At 37.9% G+C, this 22,044-nt stretch carries 14 protein-coding genes; 9 read left to right on the top strand and 5 right to left on the bottom strand.

The window, feature by feature from the left end:
- The 4 genes from BM057_RS00850 to BM057_RS00835 form a co-directional block, all read right to left on the bottom strand.
- Window positions 1-289, bottom strand: a 289-nt coding sequence (locus BM057_RS00850) for a helix-turn-helix domain-containing protein (protein WP_177186135.1), incomplete at its 3' end; no start/stop codon positions are given.
- A 102-nt stretch (window positions 290-391) separates the two neighbouring features.
- A complete protein-coding gene (locus BM057_RS00845; protein WP_092090783.1) occupies window positions 392-1,291 on the bottom strand; it encodes a carbohydrate ABC transporter permease in 900 nt (299 codons plus the stop codon).
- Window positions 1,292-1,305: 14 nt separating this feature from the next.
- Window positions 1,306-2,235 carry a carbohydrate ABC transporter permease gene (locus tag BM057_RS00840; protein WP_047392243.1) on the bottom strand — a complete coding sequence of 310 codons (930 nt, stop codon included), beginning with the start codon at window positions 2,233-2,235 and terminating at the stop codon, window positions 1,306-1,308.
- A gap of 81 nt (window positions 2,236-2,316) precedes the next feature.
- Entirely contained in the window at window positions 2,317-3,654 is a 1,338-nt protein-coding gene (locus tag BM057_RS00835; RefSeq protein ID WP_092090782.1) for an ABC transporter substrate-binding protein, read from the bottom strand.
- Window positions 3,655-4,190: 536 nt separating this feature from the next.
- Between BM057_RS00835 and BM057_RS00830 the strand changes: the two genes are divergently transcribed.
- The 9 genes from BM057_RS00830 to pglZ all read left to right on the top strand — a co-directional run bounded on the left by BM057_RS00830 (window position 4,191) and on the right by pglZ (window position 21,488).
- Window positions 4,191-4,637, top strand: coding sequence for a MarR family winged helix-turn-helix transcriptional regulator (locus BM057_RS00830; RefSeq protein WP_092090781.1), 447 nt, complete (start codon window positions 4,191-4,193; stop codon window positions 4,635-4,637).
- Between the two features lie 19 nt (window positions 4,638-4,656).
- Window positions 4,657-6,423, top strand: a complete 1,767-nt coding sequence (locus BM057_RS00825) for an ABC transporter ATP-binding protein (RefSeq protein ID WP_092090780.1) — start codon at window positions 4,657-4,659, stop codon at window positions 6,421-6,423.
- Window positions 6,416-8,197, top strand: a complete 1,782-nt coding sequence (locus BM057_RS00820) for an ABC transporter ATP-binding protein (protein ID WP_047392235.1) — start codon at window positions 6,416-6,418, stop codon at window positions 8,195-8,197. Before BM057_RS00825 ends, BM057_RS00820 begins: the two co-directional genes overlap by 8 nt.
- Window positions 8,198-8,344: 147 nt before the next feature.
- Window positions 8,345-9,718, top strand: coding sequence for an MATE family efflux transporter (locus BM057_RS00815; RefSeq protein WP_218147429.1), 1,374 nt, complete (start codon window positions 8,345-8,347; stop codon window positions 9,716-9,718).
- 506 nt (window positions 9,719-10,224) lie between these two features.
- Window positions 10,225-10,827 carry a DUF1819 family protein gene (locus BM057_RS00810; RefSeq protein ID WP_092090779.1) on the top strand — a complete coding sequence of 201 codons (603 nt, stop codon included), beginning with the start codon at window positions 10,225-10,227 and terminating at the stop codon, window positions 10,825-10,827.
- Complete coding sequence (locus BM057_RS00805) at window positions 10,824-11,399, top strand: DUF1788 domain-containing protein (protein WP_092090778.1); 576 nt, start codon at window positions 10,824-10,826, stop codon at window positions 11,397-11,399. Before BM057_RS00810 ends, BM057_RS00805 begins: the two co-directional genes overlap by 4 nt.
- A gap of 258 nt (window positions 11,400-11,657) precedes the next feature.
- Window positions 11,658-15,341, top strand: coding sequence for a BREX system P-loop protein BrxC (gene brxC, locus BM057_RS00800; protein WP_092090777.1), 3,684 nt, complete (start codon window positions 11,658-11,660; stop codon window positions 15,339-15,341).
- A 15-nt stretch (window positions 15,342-15,356) separates the two neighbouring features.
- The gene (pglX, locus tag BM057_RS00795) at window positions 15,357-18,905 is read left to right on the top strand and encodes a BREX-1 system adenine-specific DNA-methyltransferase PglX (protein ID WP_092090790.1); all 3,549 of its coding nucleotides are present in this window, start codon (window positions 15,357-15,359) and stop codon (window positions 18,903-18,905) included.
- Window positions 18,906-18,926: 21 nt separating this feature from the next.
- Window positions 18,927-21,488, top strand: coding sequence for a BREX-1 system phosphatase PglZ type A (gene pglZ / locus BM057_RS00790; RefSeq protein ID WP_092090776.1), 2,562 nt, complete (start codon window positions 18,927-18,929; stop codon window positions 21,486-21,488).
- A 196-nt stretch (window positions 21,489-21,684) separates the two neighbouring features.
- Here the strand turns inward: pglZ and BM057_RS00785 are convergent, their stop codons facing one another.
- Window positions 21,685-21,834, bottom strand: coding sequence for a putative holin-like toxin (locus BM057_RS00785; protein ID WP_092090775.1), 150 nt, complete (start codon window positions 21,832-21,834; stop codon window positions 21,685-21,687).
- Between the last annotated feature and the right edge of the window lie 210 nt (window positions 21,835-22,044).

Raw genomic sequence — 22,044 nt, 5'->3', positions numbered from 1 at the left:
TAATCAATGCAGGGGTAGTCAGTCCCAGTCGGTTGGCTGTTTCTCGATAGGTCAACTCTGTTCTTGAATACAACTCTACCGCATCTAATTTAAATTGAACAGTATAATCCCTGTTCGTTGTCCGTCTCTGTAACCCTTCTTCACCAAACTCTTGATAAACTTTCACCCAATCACGTACTTGGCCGTAGCTTTTAATGCCATGTTTTTCAGCTAGAGAGGCATATCCGCCAAAACCTTTGATGTACTCCTTCACGACCATTCTTTTAAATTCAAAGCTATATTTAGCCATAAAAAATGACCTCCAAATGTTAGATTTTTGGTCTAACATTTGGGGGTCAGTATACTCTGTTGATTCGGAAGAAGACTGTTTTTTGTATATTTGTGTATTTGTTTAGCCTTTTGATCCGCCTGTCAAATCCATACCTTCGATAAAGTATTTCTGAGCGAAGAAGAAGAGCAGTACTGTCGGAATCATGACTAACGTAGCGCCGGCCATCAAGTAGTTCCACTGAGTAGTAGATTGATTTTGGAACGTTTGTAAACCGATTTGTAAGGTGTACATGTCTTCATCATGGATATAAAGCAAGGGCCCGAGGAAGTCATTCCAAGCACCATTAAAAGATTGGATCCCAATCGTGATCAAAGCAGGTTTTGTCAGCGGAATCATCAAATGACTCCAAATATAGATGTGGTTAGCACCATCGATCTGCGCAGCTTCAATCAGCTCATTATTGATCGACATATAAAATTGCCGCATCAAAAAGATGTTAAAAGCACTTCCGAAGAAGGAAGGAACGATCAATGGAAGGTATGTACCTACCCAACCGAGTTTAGTAAATAGAATATATTGCGGGATCATCGTTACAAATCCTGGAACCATCATTGTCGCCAATACTAAAGAAAAGAGAACATTTTTCCCTGGAAAAGAGATCTTTGCGAACCCATAAGCAATAAATGAGTTAGAGACCACATTTCCAAGAACAACGAAGAATGTAATAAACAACGTATTCTTCATATAGTGAAAGAAAGGAAAAGCATTCACAGTCGTCGTATAGTTAGACCATTCAATGGATTCCGGGAAGAAAGTCGGTGGATACTTTACAATTTCGTTCATTGGTTTCAATGAAGTAAAAACCATCCACAGTAACGGTGAGATCAAAATAATACTAATGGCGATCAGCAAGATGTAAGTAATGATTTTGCCGATCTTTTTTTGTCGTTTACGACTTTTAAAGTGTTTTGTCTTTGGTGTGCTTTCTGCTTTTGTAACAGAAGAAGTTGTCTCAACCATCTCATTTCCTCCTTTCATGAATAATGAACCCATCTAGGCGCTAACTTCAAGTTAACAAAGGTCAAAACCAAAACAATGATAAACAAGATCATCGACATCGCCATGGCATATCCCATGTCAAAGGCCACGAAAGCTTTGTTCCACATATGCAGGTTATAGAAGAGCAGGGAATTGGCAGGTCCGCCTTTTCCGCTATCTGTCATGACATAAGCTTCCTGGAAAATTTGAAAGGCACCGATCGTTGAGGTGATCACATCATAGAAAATGATTGGTGTAATCATTGGTAAAGTGATGTGATAGAATCGTTTGAATGAACTTGCACCGTCGATCTCAGCCGACTCGTATAACTGCTTAGGAACATTTTGTAAAGTGGCTAGATAGAGCAGCATTGCTCCGCCGACACTCCACAGTTTCATTAAGATTAAGGCAGGTTTTGTCCAGACCGGATCAAACAGCCAAGCTGGACCTTGAATATTGAACCAACTTAAAACGGTATTGATCAAACCGGATGTTGGCGAAAGCAGCTGCATCCACAAAACATATACAGCTACCCCAGAAAGAATAGCAGGTAAATAGAAAATCGTCCGGAATATAGAAATCCCACGCATCCTCTGATTCAACAAAACGGCAAGTAGTACACTGCCGACAGCCGTCAATGGCACATTCAAAATCACGTAATAAGCCGTATTATAGAGCGACTTCCAAAATAGTTCATCTTGGGTGAACATACGTTTAAAGTTGGCTAATCCGATAAATTCCATGCGAGATGTTAAGTTATAGTTGGTAAAACTACCAATGAAGGAAAATAGCATGGGACCGAGCATGAAAATGAGAAAGCCGATGATAAAAGGTGATACGAAAAGCAATCCCCACCAAGCGTCTTTTTTCTGCTTTTTTGTCCAACGTTTTTTCTTGTTTTGCTTGCTTGTTGATGTTGTAGCCATTTTCTCACCATCCTTTATAGTGAAAATAGAGCGACAAAGAAAATTTGCTTTGTCACCCTATCTCCTAAATGCCCTTTTTTGTTATTTATGCTGTTCAACAAGATCTTCAACTGATTTTTGGGCTGCATCCAAAGCTTCTTTTGCTGATTTATTACCTAACATGGCTTCGTCCAATTGTCCGTTGACCAGTTCTGTGTAATCAGGAGCTTCTAATGGAATCGGTGTGATAACAGTTTGTTCTAGATTCTTATGCGCCATATCATAGATCATATGACCTTTATCATCTAAATCAGGATGTTCTTTCAAGTTTTCGTTGGCTTCTTCATTCGCCATGATATCAAAGCTGTTCAAACCGAATTTTTCTTGGACTTCAGGCGAAGTCATGTATTTCATGAATTCGTAAGACTCTTCCGGATGCTCAGCACCATATGGAGCTTCCAAGACAAATCCGCCGCCCCATGACCAGTGTCCTGATCCTTCTTCTTTTTCAGGAAGAGGTGCTACACCGTAGTTGAAGCCGTCCGGAGCATTTTCAAGCAAGTTGGTGTAGTAGTTGATATTTTGAGCACGAATACCGACTAAGCCGGAGATAAATGGATCGGCTACGCCAGAACCAAATTCTGCTTCATGATTATTAATGGTATCGCGGCCGTAATAGTCTTGTTGTTTTAATACCCAATCTAAAGCTTCAACTTTTTCAGGTGTATTGATTTTTACGTTGCCGTCTTTGTCAAACCAGCTGGTACCATGATCAGCATTCAAAGCCCAAACGTCTGCACCTAAGTTCCATAATGGGTAGAAACCGATGCGTTCAAAGTTGTTGCCTTTTTTGACATCCAACTTGTGAGCTGCTTCTTCCAATTCATCCCATGTTGCTGGTGGATTTTCAGGATCTAATCCCACTTCTTCAAACATATCCTTATTATAGAACAACACTTGTGTATCTGTGTTGAATGGCAGAGCATAAGCATCATCTTCATACATGACAGTATCCCACAATTGAGGGTAGAAGCGTGAACTGATGTCTTCATCTTCTTTATCTAAGTATTCTTGAAGATTCGTTGCTTGTTTTGCATCTGCACGCTGTTGAACAGAGTTGATGTCTTGAACAATGACATCAGGCGGATCCCCCGCAGCAATAGACGCCAAAGATTTTGTCCAAATATCGCCCCAAGGCTGATAAACATATTTTACTTCAATATGATCTTGTGATTTGTTGAAGTCTTTAATAATGTCTTCAACTGCATCGCGACGCATGCCTGATCCCCAGAAAGACCAGAATTCCAGCTCTACTTTATCGCCGCTGCCTCCATCTGCATTATCTTTATTTGTTGAGCCGCCGTTGCCACAAGCTGCTAACAGTAAGGCCATGCTTGCTGTTATCCCTAAAGAAAGCCATTTTTTATTTCTTTTTACCATCCCAACAACCGCCTTTCCTCCATATAAGTATGTAATAGTCAGACATAAAGCGCTAACAGAAAGAACTGCTACTGCTTCTCCCGGCACTCTTCCATTATGACTTTATGACTTCTAGACTCAGAATAAACTATAGTTTCGAAGTAATCAAACAAAATGACTCGGAATGTTAATAAAAAAATATTTTTTTAAAAGAAGACTGGTAAAAGCACAAAAGTTAATTTCTTAAGCTATCAAGGATGTAAAGGGTACCAATATTCTTTTAAAAAAACTTTAACTATTTTTTGCAAAAAAAGCCTTGTATATAGGAATAAAAGTATTTATACTACTTGCTAGTTGCCTAACAGTTAGTGGACTAACAGTTAGGCTCTGAACAAAAAAAGAAGTAAAAAATGTATGCTGAACATGTTGTGTAGCAGTTGATTTTAAATAAGGAAAGTTAAAAAGAAGAACAAGCTTATGAGTCACGTACTTTTCCTTTATTCAGCAAACTGTCAATAAAAAGGAATTAAAACAAGTCCAAATGAGGAGGGAAAAAAGTGAGAGAACATACACAGTCTGTTAGTTTCTCACTCCAGGCAACCAGTAATCAAGTAAAACGAACGATTGCCAAAAAGATGGCAGAAGTTTTTGGGAACCGCAGTAATCTGATGCAGCATCAGATCATCGGCTATATCCAAAGCCACCAACAGGAAGATATCTTTCAAAAAGATATCGAAGAATTGCTGACCATTCGTCGGTCAACTGCGACGGGTATTTTAAACACCCTCGAAAAAAGAGGGCTGATCCATCGTGAGCCGGTCAGTTATGATGCTCGATTAAAAAAATTAGCGATTACCTCTAAAGGCGTTGAGTTTGAAAAGAAAGCAGTAGGGTGCATGCGTGCTGTCGAGAGTCAGGTGCGAGCTGGTTTGACAGATGAAGAACTAGCAATCTTTTTTAGGGTGTTAAGCAAAATTAGAAGCAACATAAATGAAAATGATTAAAAAGTAAAGGAGTTTATCTATGATACAGTTATTAAAATACTTAAAAGCTAAAGACTGGGGTCTCATTTTTTTGATTTTCCTATTTATTGTCACTCAAGTCTTCTTAGATTTAAAGATACCGGACTATATGTCTGAAATCACAGTTAAAGTTCAAACACCCGGCAGCGAAACGCAAGATATTATTTTAACCGGGGGCTATATGGTGTTATGTGCACTAGGAAGTTTGGCTTCTGCTGTTATCGTCAGCTTTTTCTCTACACGGTTGGCTGCTTCTTTTGCAAAAAACTTAAGAGAAAAATTATTTAACCAAGTAGAAGGATTCTCAATGGAAGAAATCAATGGTTTTTCAACTTCCAGCTTGATCACGCGTTCAACGAATGACATTACCCAAGTTCAAATGTTTATCGCGATGGGGATGCAAATCTTGATCAAAGCACCAATCATGGCGATTTGGGCCATTACCAAAATTTCAAACAAGAACTGGCAATGGACAGCAGCAACAGGTGTGACGGTTGTCGCTTTGCTGGCCGTGATCATTGTCGTGATCAGCTTGGCGATGCCGCGATTCAAACGTATCCAAAAATTAACGGATAACTTGACAGCTGTAACAAGAGAAAACTTAACGGGTATCCGAGTCGTACGAGCTTACAATGCGGAAGAGCATGAAGAAAATAAGTTTGAAAAAGCCAATACTGACTTAAATGACAATTACTTATTTGCTACACGGGCAATGGCATTGATGTCTCCAAGTATGACTGCAGCAATGAATGGATTGAGTTTAGCGATCTATTGGATCGGTGCTTACTTGATTCATGATGTATTGGACGTCATGCAGCGAATCACTATTTTCAGTAACATGGTCGTTTTCTCTTCTTATGCGATTCAAGTGGTCATGTCATTTGTGATGTTGACGTTTATCTTTGTGATTTTGCCAAGAGCACAAGTTTCTGCAAATCGGATCAAAGAAGTGTTGAATACAGAATCAACGATCGAAGACGGTACAGTAAATGAAGGAAAAGATCACTTAGAAGGCGAAATTGAATTCAGACATGTCAGCTTTAAATATCCAGATGCTGGAGATTATGTGATCAAAGATATTGATTTTACTGCCCACAAAGGAGAAACAGTTGCTTTCATCGGTGCTACTGGGAGCGGGAAAAGTACGATCATCAATTTAGTACCACGTTTTTATGACCCGACTGAAGGAGAGATCCTCATCGATGGTGTCAATATCAAAGACTATACGCAAGAAGCTTTGCGCAATAAGATTGGTTATGTACCACAAAAATCAGTATTGTTCAGCGGAACGATCGCATCCAATATTGCATTTGGTGATAATGGCAAAGGTGACATCACAGAAGATGCTGTTAAACATGCGGTCAGTGTAGCTAAAGCAACAGATTTTGTTGAAAAAACGACAGGTCAATATGAAGGGCACGTGGCTCAAGGCGGAAATAACTTCTCAGGCGGACAAAAACAACGTTTAGCGATTGCCAGAGCAATTGCCCGTGATCCAGAAATCTTCATTTTTGACGACTCGTTCTCAGCGCTTGACTATAAGACGGACCGCGATTTGCGTTCTCAACTAAAAGAAGAAGCTGGAGACGTGACGAACTTGATCGTCGGTCAACGAATCGGAACGATCAAAGATGCAGACACGATCATCGTTTTAGATGAAGGTAGAATCGTCGGAAAAGGGAAACATGACGACCTATTAGAGACTTGTGAAGTATACCGCGAGATTGCTCAATCTCAATTATCAGAGGAGGAACTTGCTAATGAGTAAACATGCTGGCAAAATGTCAGGAACAAAACCTAGAAATTTTAAGCAAACGTATAAGAACCTGCTTGCCTATATCCGTGTGTATTTGCCGGCTGTCATTTTTGCACTGGTTTTAGCTATGGGGGCAGCAATCATTTCTTTAGTTGGTCCACGTAAATTGAGTGAGATCACAGATTTGATCACAGCTGGACTGAAGGGTGAGATGGATATCGCCGCTATTGAAAAGATCGCGTTTCTATTAGTGATCTTGTACGTGATCAGTTTTGTTGCAAACTATGTCCAAGGCTTTATCATGGCTACGATCACACAACGGGTGGCTAAAAAGCTTAGAAGAGATATTTCAGAAAAAATCAATCGCTTGCCATTGCGTTACTTTGACTCCAACAGTACCGGAGACGTCTTGAGCCGAGTGACCAACGACGTAGATATGATCAGCCAAACGATGAACCAAAGTATTTCGTCATTGGTTACAGCAGCGACGATGTTTATTGGGTCCTTGTTTATGATGGCGATCACTAATATCCCAATGACTTTGGCCGCTATTGCGTCGACCTTGGTTGGCTTCGGCTTGATGACATTGATCGTTAAAAACTCTCAACAATACTTCAGTGCCCAACAAAGAGCGTTAGGAGCCGTGAATGGACATGTAGAAGAAATCTATTCTGGGCACAATGTCGTCAAAGCTTACAATGCTGAAAGAGAAGCAAAAGAAACGTTTGATACAATCAATGACGAATTGTATCAAAGTGCATGGAAATCTCAATTCTTTTCAGGAATCATGATGCCGTTGATGAACTTTATCGGAAACTTCGGCTACGTATTGGTCAGCATCTTAGGTGCTAGCCTAGCTTTGAATGGCAAAATTACTTTTGGGGTCATCGTAGCCTTTATGATGTATATTCGTTTGTTTACACAGCCCTTGTCTCAATTTGCGCAAGCTGCTACCAGTCTTCAATCAACAGCAGCAGCTAGTGAGCGGGTATTTGACTTCTTAGATGAAGACGAATTAGGAAACGAAACAGATAAGACTGCTCAATTAGAAAATGTACGCGGTGAAGTAGAATTTGACCATGTTCATTTTGGTTATACACCGGATAGAACGATTATCAATGACTTTTCCGTTTATATCAAACCAGGCCAAAAAGTTGCCATTGTTGGCCCAACAGGTGCTGGTAAAACGACGATCGTCAACTTGTTGATGCGCTTCTATGAAGTCAACAGCGGTTCGATTAAAATTGATGGCATCCCCACGACAGACCTGACGCGTGAAAACGTCCATGATCAGTTTTGTATGGTCTTGCAAGACACTTGGATTTTTGGCGGAACGGTTCGAGACAACGTTGTTTACAACGTAAAAGGCGTCACAGATGCCCAAGTAGAAGAAGCTTGTAAAGCAGTCGGTCTCGATCACTTTGTCCATACACTTCCACAAGGCTATGATACAGTGTTGGATGATCAAACCAGCTTGTCTGCCGGACAAAAACAGTTGATCACGATTGCTCGTGCCATGATCAAAGATGCACCATTATTGATCTTAGATGAAGCAACCAGTTCAGTAGATACACGAACAGAAGCGTTGATCCAAGAAGCAATGGACAAGTTGATGGTCGGAAGAACTTCTTTTGTGATCGCCCACCGGTTGTCTACCATTAGAAATTCTGATCTGATATTGGTTATGGACAATGGCGACATCATTGAAAAAGGAAACCACGAAGAACTATTGGCAAAAGGCGGTTTCTATGCTAACCTTTATAACAGTCAGTTTGAAGAGGCATAAAAGAAAGCAATTTTTTTAAAAAGGACATGCAATTTTTAGTTTCAACAGGTAAACTAATAAAAGAGCAAAAAAGAGATGGCATTGCTTACACGTTTCATATAAGCAGTGCCATTCTTCTTGTATAAAAAAATAAAAAGGAGACAAATATTGGAGAATATAAAAGAAAATAAAATGGGGATACTGCCGGTCAACCGCTTAATCTTATCGATGTCGGTTCCGATGATGGTATCGATGCTGATTCAGTCGCTCTATAACATTGTTGACAGTATTTTTGTCGCGCAGATCAATGAAGAAGCTTTGACAGCTGTTTCATTAGCTTTTCCCGTTCAAAATCTGCTGATTGCAGTCCAAGTCGGTACAGGTGTAGGAATGAACGCATTGCTTTCTCGTCAATTGGGCGAAAAAAACAAAGCTGCAGCAGACCGTACAGCAGCTAACGGCGTTTTCTTAGCGTTAGCCCACTATGCGGTCTTCCTAGTATTAGGATTAACTGCAGTTACTTTATTCTTTCGAACACAAACGACAGATCCTGTTATTTTAAATTATGGAAAAACATATTTAATGATCGTGATGTGTTTTTCTATCGGTCAGTTTATTCAAGTGACATATGAACGTCTGCTGCAGTCAACAGGACAAACGATTTATACGATGTACACCCAAGGTTTAGGCGCTATTATCAATATTATTTTAGACCCGATCTTTATTTTTGGACTGTTAGGTTTCCCAAAAATGGGAATGGCGGGAGCAGCTTGGGCAACTGTCATTGGGCAAGTGATTGCGGCTTCTGCTGCGATTTACTTTCATCACCGGAAAAATACAGAATTATCAATCGACTACAAGTCCTTTAAACCGGACAAGAAAACGATCAAAGGTATCTACAACGTCGGGATCCCTTCGATGGTTATGGTGTCGATTACCTCGGTAACGACTTATTCCTTGAATGTGATTTTAATGACGTTCAGCTCTACCGCAACAGCTGTTTACGGAGTGTATTACAAACTTCAAAGCTTTGTTTTTATGCCGGTTTTCGGACTGAATAATGGCATGATCCCGATTCTGGCCTACAACTATGGCGCACGCAAAAAAGAACGAATGGTCAAAATCATTGCCTACTCTATTGCCTATGCAATGGGTATTATGCTGTTCGGCTTAGTGATCTTCCAAGTATTTCCAGAACAACTGCTGAACCTGTTCAATGCTTCTCCTGAAATGATGACAATCGGTATGCCGGCCTTACGAACGATCAGTTTAAGCTTTATTTTAGCTGGATTCAGTGTCATCTGCAGTACCGTTTACCAAGCATTCGGCCGTGGATTTTTAAGTTTAGCTATCTCTGTATGCCGTCAGCTGGTTGTTCTCGTTCCCGCTGCCTATTTATTCTCATTGAGCGGAAACATCAAATTAGTTTGGTGGTCTTATCCGATTGCAGAGCTCATATCAGCCGTTTTATGTGTGATCTTCTTACGGTATATTTATAAAAAATACATCAAAAATATCAATACGCAAAGCATTTTGCGTTAACGATTTATATAAAAACCTGCAGCAGCTATTCATGCTCTGCAGGTTTTTTGTAAAAAATTAAGGATATAGCGGATTTTCAATAAAGAATGACTGCTTTTACTAGCCTTGCAACAGCTGTTAATCTGTCGTGTGATATCCAATGAATCAGCAGTTGACTGCAGGTTTGCTTTTTATAAACTGTATTCAACTAAGTCGTTGAAACAGTCAGTTTTGACTGAAACTTAAACGATTTAGAAAGTAAAGAGGCGAACAGGAGAAAAAGGGGAAGTCAAGTTGCGTTATGTTTGCTGTATGCATGTCAGCTGATAAACAGGTTAAACAGGATCAGTATAATTGTAAAAACTGTATTTTTTCAAAAATGATCAAGAAATTGAAGAGATTTTTGATAAAAGATTTTCAAAGGGAGTAAGCAGAGTAAGAAAAATAACAGCTGGCAAGAGGTATTCTAACCTTTAAACACATGGTATACTACATCTAAGTAATTGAATTGTTTGGAAGTGAAAAACATGACAAAGAAATATGTAACAGTGTTAAATACACGTCCGTTTCTTTTTCGCGAAACAAAAATCATTGCTGATTTAATGGCTAAAGGGTTATCAAAAGAAGAAATAAAGAAAAAAGTGATAGAAGAAAATATTTTTCAGCTTTCGAATACCGACAGGGCACGCCGATTTTACAGTGAAATCAATAAACGTCTTACGCAACTAGATGATTTCTTGTTGGAAAAGCTGGTTTCGACTGATTCATCTACAGCAAAAGGGATTCTTTTATATGCTTTATTAAAAAGAGATCAGCTTTTTTATGAATGGATGAGAGAAGTTGTTTTTGACAAATATCTTATTTTAGCAGGAAAAGTTTTGAAGAAAGAAACGCTTTATTTTATTGAATCAAAAAGCGAGCAATCAGAAACGGTTAGAAACTGGCATCCTGAAACCAAAAAAAAGTTGATCAGTGCCTATCATCATGTTCTTTGTGAAGCAGGTATGGCAAGAGAAAACAAAGAAGAACTGATTCTTTATCGAATCCTACTAGACTCAAGTGTAAAAAACTACCTGATTGAGCAAAAGGAAAAAGCAATTGTTGAAGTATTGATAGGAGCATACGTATGAGAGAAGTAACAAAGAGAATAGATGAGTTAAAAGAAAAACTGGAAGATCCTAGATTGCTTGCGCAAAAAGGATTAGGGAATGAAATCGGTTTTTATATCTTTGACTACGACCCGACTGATGAATTGATCGTCCGCGAAGCTGTTCCTAAGTTAAAGAGGTACTTAGAAAAAAGAAACAGAACGATTCAATTATTTGATTTGTATGATATTATTTTAGCTTTTTTTGAACAACGCGGCTATATGGAAAAAAACTTTCAAATGGAAGCAAAAAAAGGCAGCATTGAATGGTATGACAAAATGAAAAAAGCTTTAAAAATTGCTACAGACAATGACTGGATCATTCAATATATCAATGAACATTTAGAAAAAGAAGCTATTATTTTTATTACAGGTGTCGGCAAAGCTTATCCAATCGTTCGTTCACATGTTGTGCTGAATAACCTGCAAACTGTTTTGGAAAACAACCCTTTAATTCTATTTTATCCAGGCACCTATGAAAATGGGACATTAAGTTTGTTTAATGAAATGACTGATGATCATTATTACAGAGCTTTTAAAATCGTAGAAGATTAAACTTGACAAGGAGGTAATGGTATGTTAGCACGCACGCACGCACGCACGCACGCACGCACGCACGCACGCACGCACGCACGCACTTTATTGTAGACTCTTATAGTGTTGTTGAACTCAAAAATTACTTTTGTTATTTAAATTTTGAACACTTAAATAGTAGTATAAAAAGAGGCATAGGTAGAACTTATGGCTCTATTTGCGTTACGTAATATCTCCTCCAATTTTCAAGAAAAAATAAAATAAGAGGAGATAAAAAAGATGAATATTGAGCAATTATTTAAAAAAGACATCAATCGTGAAATTCAGGGCGTAATTAAAATCGGCCAAAAAGAAGAAGAAATGATGCATACTGAGTTAGAAGAGTATGTTGTGACAGAAGAATTACAAAAACATTTTGAGACTTTTTTTAAAGCTTATGATCGTTCTTTGTCTCAAGAAACAGATAAAATAGGAACTTGGGTATCCGGTTTCTTTGGTTCAGGGAAGTCACATTTTCTAAAGATTCTTTCTTACTTGTTGAACCCTCATTTAGAAGTAAAAGGGAAAAAAGCAGTAAGTTACTTTGAAGATAAGATGAAAGATGAAAAATTGCTGCAAATGATGCAAAAAGCTTCAGCGATATCTGGTGATGTGATTCTTTTCAATATTGATTCTAAATCAGAAGCTGACAGCAAGCAGAATAAGCGGGCGATCGTAGAAGTCTTTAATAAAGTATTCAATGAGATGCGCGGTTATTCAGCAAGTATTCCATGGTTGGCTCAGCTAGAAGAAGTATTAGATAAGAATGGTCAGTATGAGGCATTCAAAAAAGCCTTTGAAGAGGAAACAGATTTAAGTTGGACTGAAGGACGCGACGAGATCTTTTTTAATATGGATGAAGCAGTGACCGCTTTAACTATAGCGACAGGCATGTCAGAAGCTAGTGCCCGAAGTTGGATTGAAAACGGCGAAAATAATTACAGTATTTCAGTAGATAGTTTTGCTCAACGACTAAAAGCATTTATTGATCAGCAGGAGGATAACTATCATCTCATCTTCGCCGTCGATGAAGTTGGTCAGTTTATTTCTGACAATACAGCTCTGATGCTCAACCTCCAAACCGTTGTGGAGGATCTAGGCAAACTGCTAAAAGGCAAAGTCTGGGTCATTGTTACTTCTCAACAAGACATCGATAGTTTAACAGAAAGTATGTCCGTCCGTGACTTTTCTAAAATCCAAGGACGTTTTAACACCCGCATCAGCTTAAGCAGTGCAAATGCAGATGAAGTCATCAAAATTCGTTTATTAGATAAAACGCCTGCTGCTCAAGATACCCTTGTTTTGACTTATGACGAGCAGGAAGCCGCTTTAAAAAATAAATTGGAATTTGAGCAATCTTCTACGATGCGTTTTTATAAAGATCGTGATGATTTTGCTGCTGTCTACCCATTTGTTCCCTATCAGTTTAATCTTTTGCAAAAAGTTTTTACGAGTATTCGTGAGCATGGCTCAGCTGGCAAGCATTTATCAGATGGAGAACGGAATTTGCTGGAATCGATCCAGCAAGCAACGATTGGTATAAAGGAAGCTAACATCGGTAAGTTGGTGCCTTTTCAAACTTTTTATAATAGTATCGATCAAGCCTTGGAACATTCTGTACGTTCAACAATCATTAAAGCTAATCAAAATGAAAAAATAAAAGACTTTGATGTAGAAGTATTGAAGTGTTTGTTTTTGATTCGTTATGTTGATGAAATGCCAGGAACGGTTAAAAACTTAACCACATTGATGCTGAGTGAAATTAATGAAGATATGATTGAGTTAGGTAAAAGTGTCAACGATTCGTTATTGCGATTGCAAAAAGAATTTTTAATTCAAAAAACGGGAGACAAATACTTATTCTTAACCAACGAAGAACAAGATGTTAACCGAGAAATCAGCCGTGTTCAAATTCCAACTTCACAATTAGTGCTAGAAGCAGGAAAGCTGCTTTTTGATGAAGTGATTCGTTTAAAGAGATATACCTATCAACCATTTGCTGATCGGAAAGCAGTTCAGTATTTATTTGACTTTTCTCAGTGGATAGATGAACGTGCTGTGCGGAATGGACATTTAGATTTTGGTGTTCGCTTGTTGTCTGTCTTTAGTGAATACACAGAAGAAACAGAAGTTATTGCCCTATCTCAAAGAGAACCAAAAGTCATTGTTCAGTTTCCGGAAGCAGCAGACTTTAGTGAATTGCGCTATTACCTAAAAATCAATGACTATTTAAGAGGCCAATCGGCAAAAACTAAAACGCCTATTGTTGAAGAAATTCACTTGCGCAAAGCAAATGAACGAGTTCAGTTGCAAAAAACGATTGACATTAAATTACAAAATGCCATTGAACAGGCGCGTATTTATGTAAACGGCTATTTAATTGAAACTGCAGGTTCTCCAGCAAAAAGAATAGAAGAAGGGCTACACTCACTGGTGGAATCTATTTATGCTAAGATTCGCTATGTGGCTGTTTCCTATACAAAAGATGATGTGGAAAAGTTGATTGCTGATAAAGAAATGCATTTGCTTGAAGGTAGATTCGATGATGAAAATCACTTGGCAACTGAAGAAATCTATCACTATTTAAACCAACAGTATGAGCGTCAACTGACGATCACATTACGAGAAGTGATGCAACGTTACGCCGCTGCTCCATACGGGTGGAATGACTTAGACATTTTGGGCAGTTTAATTCGTTTGTTGAAAGAAGAACGCATTCAGTTTACGTTAAACAGCCGTCGCTTAGCCACTATGGAAACTGATTTTCTAAAAATGGTTTTGAAGAAAGACAGCCAAGAAAAAATCGTACTGTCGATACGCGAAGTTCTCTCTTCAAAAATGATTCAAAGTGCAAAACGGATGATGAGCGAGATGTTTGGTATCAGTCATATTGGCGAAAGAGAAGAAGACATGTTCGGCTTTATTGCTGATCGCTTTAGTAAAGAGCAAAAACAATTGGATTTATTGTTAGCTGAATATCGTTATGCGCCATTTCCTGAAAAAGAAGTTGTAGAAGAGGCTGCCAAAATGATAGACAAACTGGTCTCAATTGATGATTCAAATACCTTCTTTAAAGAACTGACGAAAAACGAAGATCTATTGGTCGAATTGCATGAAGCATTACGCGATGTCCGTGAATTCTTCAAATCTAACCAAAAAGAGATCTATTTGAAAGCTAAAGAAAAATGGACATTATATGACCAAGATAAAAACTACTTAAACAATCCAGAAATCGATCATATTATGGCAAACGTTTCTGACATTTTAAAAATGTCGCGTCCCTATTCTAGAATCAAAGAACTGCCGGAGTTGATCGATCGCTTTAATAATGAGCTGATTCAACAGTTAGAAAGCACCTCTCAACCGATTCGAGACACGATTGAACAAGACCGCAAAGATATTGCACGAGAAATGGAAGAACTTAAAGGTTTTGCGAGCATCCAACGAATTGAATCAAATTTTTACTTTAAGATGAATGACTTAGAACAAAAGGTCAACCATGCGGATACAGTTGGGAAATTACAATCTTATAAAGGCGAAAGCGGCGAAATCAAAGTCGTTACCTTGAGAGCGATTGAAGAAGCTCGTCGTGCCATATACGAAGAACAAGAACGACAAAGAAAAGAACAAGAAAGAAAAGCAAATAAAGAAAAAGAGTCTGCTGATCATCTGGACGGATTCCATGTTGGCGAAGGAACAGATAGAGATGGGTCGATATCTTCAGTAACGAAGAAGATAGAACCAAAGCCTGTACCAGCAGTTAAATCGGAAAAAGCTTTGATTATGAAGCAAAACGAAATCTTGCCGCATCATTTGATCGAAATCCGCTCAGAAGATGACGTAGATCGCTACCTCGATATTTTAAAAGATAACTTAATGAGATCGTTGCAAAACGAAAATATTGATCTCATTAAGTTATCTTAAGGGGGGGGAATGACGTTGAATAAAACAGCTTTGCGTCAGTTCGCCTCCTTAGCGAGAGACAAAATAAAGAAGGGTGTTAAACAAAGAGCCTTTGATTTTGGTATTACAGAAAAAGGCATTAGCTCGATTGATGAGTTAAAAGACGGTTTAATCATCAACGGGAAAGTCTTTGGCCCAAAAGAATTAAAACAATACAATCATTTGAAAAATCGGCTGGCATACGACGGATATGAACAAGTGATGGATGAAGCAGCTTACACTTGGTTTAACCGCATCATTGCTTTACGCTTCATGGAAGTAAATAACTATCTGCCGATTCGGATGCGCATTTTATCTTCAGAAACTCCGGGCAAAACAGAACCGGATGCATTAACGCATATTCTTGAATTAACAGAGGAATTGGGACTAGATAGAGAACTGGTTTTCCAATTACAAGATGAAAATAAAAACGAAGAGTTGTATCAATATTTGCTCATAAAGCAATGCAATAAATTGGGTGAAATCATTCCCAATGTGTTTGAATATATATCCGATGATCTGGCATTACTCTTGCCTAAAAATCTGTTACAAGAAAATAGTATCATCAAAGATATCATCAAGTTAATCAATGAAGAAGACTGGAAAGACGTGGAAATCGTCGGTTGGCTGTATCAGTTTTATATTGCAGAGCGAAAAGATACAGTTTTTGCTAATCTAAAGAAAAATAAAAAAATCGGCAAGCAAGATATCCCAGCCGCAACTCAGCTCTTCACACCACGCTGGATCGTTGAATACATGGTCGATAACTCGCTTGGAAGGTTATGGTTAGAGTCGCATCCAAATCAAGACTTGCAAGAGAAGTTGAACTATTATTTGGCTGATGCTACGCAGACAGAAGAAGTTTTGCAACAACTGGAAGATATAAAAAATCCAACCTTAAATGTAGAAGAAATTCAGTTTTTAGATCCTTGCTGCGGATCAGGACATATTCTAGTCTATGCTTTTGAAGTTTTTTATCACATTTATCTTTCCAGAGGTTACGCTAAACGCGAGATTCCGCAATTGATTTTGGAAAAGAATCTATTTGGTTTGGATATCGACCGGCGTGCGGCGCAATTGGCAACCTTTGCGCTGATCATGAAAGCACGGTCTTATGACAGTCGTCTATTTAGCCGTAAGTATACAGTGCATGTTCATAGTATCGAAGAAAGCAACGAGCTCACAGAAGAAGATCTTTATTTATTTGCTAAAGAAGATGAATCTCTACTGAATGAAGTAGAAAAACTGACTGAAACGTTCAAAGACGCCAAATTATATGGATCAATCATTCAAGTTCCAGAAATTGATACACAGCGGATCAAGGAGCAGATGAACTACTTTAAACATGACAGCGAATTGGATATTTTTACCAGCAGTTTAGTCGAATATGCTTTTCCTATCTTAGAAGACTTGCTGCAGCAATACCAGCTGCTTAGCCGGCAGTATGAGATTGTAGTGACAAACCCACCCTATATGGGAGCAAAAGGAATGGATCCCAAACTGTCTAAGTATGTAAAGAAGAATTATCCAGATGAAAAAAGTGATTTGTTTGCTGTATTTATGAAAGTAACCAAAAAATTTACAAAAGAAAACTTCTATACAGCTACTATTAATCAACATTCTTGGATGTTTTTATCTTCTTATGAAAAATTACGCCAGAAACTTGTAAATACCGAAACCATTATCAATATGATCCATTTAGGAACGAGAGCATTTGAAGATATCGGCGGTGAGGTCGTTCAAAACACTACTTTTATAGTAAAAAAGAGTGCTATTCCGAATTATCAAGCTATTTATATTCGAATGGTAGATATTCTAAACGCTATAAAAAAACAAGAAGCATTTGAAGATAAGACCTTATACTTTAAAGCCAAACAAACAAGTTTCAAAAGCATTCCTGGAAGTCCGATTGCATATTGGGCAACACAAAAAAGCTTTGATATTTTTAATTATGAAAAAAGTTTTGGTGATCTCTTAACAACTAGAGCTGGGATGATTACAGGGAATAATGAAATATTTATAAGACTTTGGCATGAAATATCTGCTAATAAATTTGGTGCTGAAATTTCAGATAGGGAAGCAGCTGTAAAAGGGCATAAAAAATGGTTTCCTTACAGTAAGGGTGGTAATTATAGAAAATGGTATGGAAACAATGAATATGTAGTTAATTGGGAAAACGACGGTATATATATGAGAAATTATCAAGATGAAACAGGCAAGATACCTGCTCATGCTTTTAATTTGGATTATATTTTTAAAGAAAATCTTACGTGGAATTCATTATCTTCATATAAGTTTTCTGCAAGATATATTGAAAAAGGCTTTTTATTTGATGCTAGTGGTTCATTTGCAAATACAAGGGAGGAAGACCCATATTATTTTCTTGCATTATTATGCTCGGAAGTAGTCTTTTACTTTTTAAGTGTCATGAATCCTACTTTAAATTTTCAAAAAGGTAATATATCTAATTTGCCAGTTATAATTAATTATAGTTTTTCTGAGAAAATAAACGATATCGTAAAAGCGAATATTAACATTTCCAAAAAAGATTGGGATTCTTTTGAAACGTCTTGGGATTTTAAACAGCATCCATTTTTAACGTATCCGAGTAATTTGATAGAGGAATCTTTTGCTTCTTGGGCATCTTTTGCCGAGAAACAATTTTATCAGCTGAAGGCTAATGAAGAAGAATTGAACAGGATTTTTATTGATATTTATGGCTTGCAAGATGAATTGACGCCTGAGGTTGAAGAAAAAGATGTCACGGTGCGTAAAGCAGATCAGGTGAGAGATGTAAAAAGTTTTCTTTCTTATTTAGTTGGTCTTGCTTTTGGACGGTATTCTTTGGACGAAGAAGGCTTAGCTTATGCGGGTGGAGATTGGCGTCCAGAGCAGTACAAGCAGTATCAGCCGGATCAGGACAATGTGATTCCTGTAACGCAGGAAGCTTTTTTTGAGGATGATATTGTCAAAAAAGTTGAAGAATTGATCGGTTTGATTTACGGGGAAGAAACAGTGGAAGAAAATTTATCGTTTATTGCGGAAACGCTTGGGAAAAAGAATAATGAAAGTTCTCGTTATTGTATTCGTCGGTATTTCGCCAAAGACTTTTATAAAGACCACTGGAAAATTTATCAAAAAAGACCGATCTACTGGATGTTCAGCAGCGGGAAACGCGGGGCTTTTAAATGCTTGATGTATTTGCATCGTTACGATAAAGATACAGTTGCCCGTATTCGGACAGATTACGTGCTGCAGCAAAGCAAAACATTAGATAACTTGATTGCATTAGAACAACATGTGATTGATGATGCCGATGCCTCTCGCCAAGCAAAAGCAGCTGCCCAAAAGACGATTGAAAACTATTTGAAAGACAAAGAAGAAATCGTGCAATATGCAGAAGTGTTGGACCATATTGCCCAGCAACAGATTGAATTGGACTTAGATGACGGTGTCAAAGTTAATTATGAAAAATTCCAGCAGATTGAAGTGATCAAAGACCAAGCAGGAAAGCTGACGAAACAAAATTTGCTTGAAAAAATTTAACAAACAGGAAGAGGGACAGCAGTGGCAAGCGAATTGGAAAATAACATTCAGCGTTTCTTCCGCTCACCTCTTCAAAGGGGCGAGCAAAGAAAAATCCTTTATCTTTATGATAAAGACCAGTACTATCTAGAACGTTTAACAGATTTGAGCGAAAAGAGTTCTCTATTCAATTTATTGATCATAGATGATCATCATTATATTTATATGAATTATCAAATTGAAAAAGAGCGTGTGGATGAGAATTTACTGCTGTATTTGGTAATGGATCGGCCTCCTGATCGAGAGAACCCTTTGTTAGATGTCCTGCTTTATAGTAAAGAGTTAAAAATAGATAAAGAAAGTTTGCTTTATACAGCTATAGGGATTGATTCAGCTAACGCTGCATTAACTCAGTTAGCAAGTAAATATCAGAACTTTTTTAATGCGAAAGAACGGACATCAAAGTTTAAGCGACTTTACCAGCAGTCGATCACCCAAGATGAAGATACGATGGAGCTGTGTATTTTAGCCGTTTTAACGAAAGCCGATCAACCACATTGGATATCCATTTTGATTGAAATCTTTCATGAATGGGTGAAGGGACAAAGCAAGCGTTGGGAATCCATTCAAAAATTCGGCAATATCAAAAGATTTTGGCGATTAGTAGACCGCTTGTTTGGCTTTAATGCTGAAACAAGTATCAGTGGGATATTATCGATAGACTCTCTGGTTAAGCAGTTATTTGCTACCCACTTAGCTAGTGAATGGCAAGAAGAATTGCCTAGCTTATTAAAGAGGTATCAGTTGCCAAAAAGGAATCAAGTCATTATTTTTATCAATCAATGGATGAATTTAAAAAATCAGCAGGAAAGCTATATCGAAGTAGCTGATTGTATGGAACAAGACTTAGGTATTTCTGCTTTACTCAAAGATTTACCTTTAGCTTCTGCAGCTCAAATGGAGACATTTAAAGCATTTGATGTTTATTTGATTGAGCAGTTAGCGGATCAGATACAAAAAGGAAATGCTGATTATCAAACGAGTGAACAGCTCATTACCAATAGGAGAGGAACATTTTGGTATAAACATTATCGTTTGCCTTACCATACGTTACGTTGGAGCACCAAGTTTTACCATTCACTGGACGAGATAAGGACTGCATTGGAAGAAGTAGCGACAGCAGAGGGTTTATGGAAACAATATGAAGAAAAATTTTATGCTGTCGATCAAGCTTATCGAAAATGGTACAGCTGCTTTGATCAATTAGAAGCTTTTAACGACGCATTCGAACCGTTAAAAGAACAGATCGAAAGACAGTATCATTGGTTTTTCTTAAATCAGTTTACAGAAAAGTGGGATCATTTATTATTAAAAGCTTCCAGCCTAAATATTGGTCCAAAACAGCAGGATTTTTACCTTAAAGAAATTCAACCATTGCTAGAGCAAGATAGAAAAACTTTCGTCATCATATCTGATGCTTTACGGTATGAAGCAGGACAAGAACTATTTCAAAGATTGGTAGAGGAGAAACGGTTCAGGGGAACAATCACTAGTATGCAGACAGCGATACCTTCTTATACAGCACTTGGTATGGCAGCGTTACTGCCGTATCAGCAACTTGCTGTTGAAGCGAATGGTGAAGTAACTGTTGATGGATTGGCAACGAACAGTGTTGAAAAACGAAACAGTATTCTTCAACAAACCAATGCTGAAAAAGCTATGGCGATTCGATATGGTGAAATCACTCAAATGAATAGAGATGAATTGAGAAAAGCCTTTAGCGGTAAGAAACTCGTTTATATTTATCATAACCATATCGATGCCATCGGTGATCAACGAACAACTGAAAATGAGGTGTTTTCAGCAGTTGGAGAAACTCTGTACCAGCTGAAACGCTTATTGACACGTTTAGCAACAGAAGTCAGTGCGAAACAATTATTTGTTACCGCAGACCATGGCTTTTTATACAGTAGAAGCCCGATACAACCTGCAGAAAAAATCACATTGGAACAAGGGATAGAAGAAGCAGTCTACAATAAACGCTTTATTTTAACTAATCAAGAAACGCATATACCGAGTACGTTAAGCTTTTCATTGGCAGAACAAATTAATTCTTCTGGTTATGTGACCGTGCCAAGAAGCACCAATCGTTTTGCATTAGCTGGCGGCGGTTATCAATACGTACATGGCGGGCACTTGCCCCAGGAAACAATGGTGCCGCTTTTGGCTATTCAAACGCAACGTGGACGCAATGAACTGCCGCAAGTCTCCGTTAGTTTGCTGACACAGACAAGAACACTTACCAATAGTATTATTTGGCTTGAGTTCTTGCAGCTGAACCCTGTTTCAGAAAGTCTAAAAGAGAAACGTTTGAGTATTTATTTCGAAGATGATCAAGGAAATAAAATCTCAAATGAAGTATTGTTGATTGCTGATAATGAGAATTCCTCTAGTCAAGAGAGAATCATACGAGAAAAATTTGTCTTGTTAAATCAAAACTATGCACCATTTGCTGAATGCCATCTTGTAATGGAGAACATAAAAGAAGAAAACGACAAACAAAAAGAAACGTTTAAAATCGATATTGCGAATCATTTAAACTAACGAAAAAGCTCCCGCTTCTATCTTGAAGCGAGAGCTTTTTTAAAAGCAAAAGATTGTTTTCCAGTTGTCAGCATGATATAATCTTAACGTAAAGAGGGAGCCTTGCGCTAACAAAGCTTCCCTTGTAGAAACCGTTAAAGACGGCAGCAGTTAAATAAGTTATAAAAAATAACCGTAACTGGCTAAAGTTAGACGGTTATTTTTTATTGTCATCATTCAGCTTGATCAGTACAACCACAAGACCGATTAAAGAAATCACAAGACTTCCAAAATCAATCATGAGCTGCATTGCTTCAGCAACAGACAAAGGGCTTCTCTTTTCATAGATTTTGGCACCTACATACATAAGCACTACCACCTTTCAAAAAGATAGCCACCGCCATAAACTTTTCTACTTGTTGATTATAGCATTTTTACAAAGTCAGTTGATGAAAATGTAGAAAGAAATCTGCCTTTTTTATTTTCTAAAAAATGCGAGAGTACCAAAATCCCTTAGCGAGAAAGAAAGGTGTAATAAAAGTTTCCTTATACCAAAAGATGCGAGGGTACCAAAATT

This window comes from Pisciglobus halotolerans (genome assembly GCF_900113675.1).
Lineage (GTDB): Bacteria > Bacillota > Bacilli > Lactobacillales > Carnobacteriaceae > Pisciglobus > Pisciglobus halotolerans.
Note: the sequence above shows the minus strand (reverse complement) of the source record. Positions and strands in the feature narration are given on the sequence as shown.

Coding starts and splice junctions, on each gene's coding strand:
- BM057_RS00835 (WP_092090782.1), bottom strand. CDS start 3,654: ATGGTAAAAAGAAATAAAAAATGGCTTTCTTTAGGGATAACAGCAAGC.
- BM057_RS00825 (WP_092090780.1), top strand. CDS start 4,657: ATGATACAGTTATTAAAATACTTAAAAGCTAAAGACTGGGGTCTCATT.
- BM057_RS00820 (WP_047392235.1), top strand. CDS start 6,416: ATGAGTAAACATGCTGGCAAAATGTCAGGAACAAAACCTAGAAATTTT.
- BM057_RS00785 (WP_092090775.1), bottom strand. CDS start 21,834: ATGTATGTAGGTGCCAAAATCTATGAAAAGAGAAGCCCTTTGTCTGTT.
- brxC (WP_092090777.1), top strand. CDS start 11,658: ATGAATATTGAGCAATTATTTAAAAAAGACATCAATCGTGAAATTCAG.
- BM057_RS00810 (WP_092090779.1), top strand. CDS start 10,225: ATGACAAAGAAATATGTAACAGTGTTAAATACACGTCCGTTTCTTTTT.
- BM057_RS00840 (WP_047392243.1), bottom strand. CDS start 2,235: ATGGCTACAACATCAACAAGCAAGCAAAACAAGAAAAAACGTTGGACA.
- BM057_RS00845 (WP_092090783.1), bottom strand. CDS start 1,291: ATGGTTGAGACAACTTCTTCTGTTACAAAAGCAGAAAGCACACCAAAG.
- BM057_RS00805 (WP_092090778.1), top strand. CDS start 10,824: ATGAGAGAAGTAACAAAGAGAATAGATGAGTTAAAAGAAAAACTGGAA.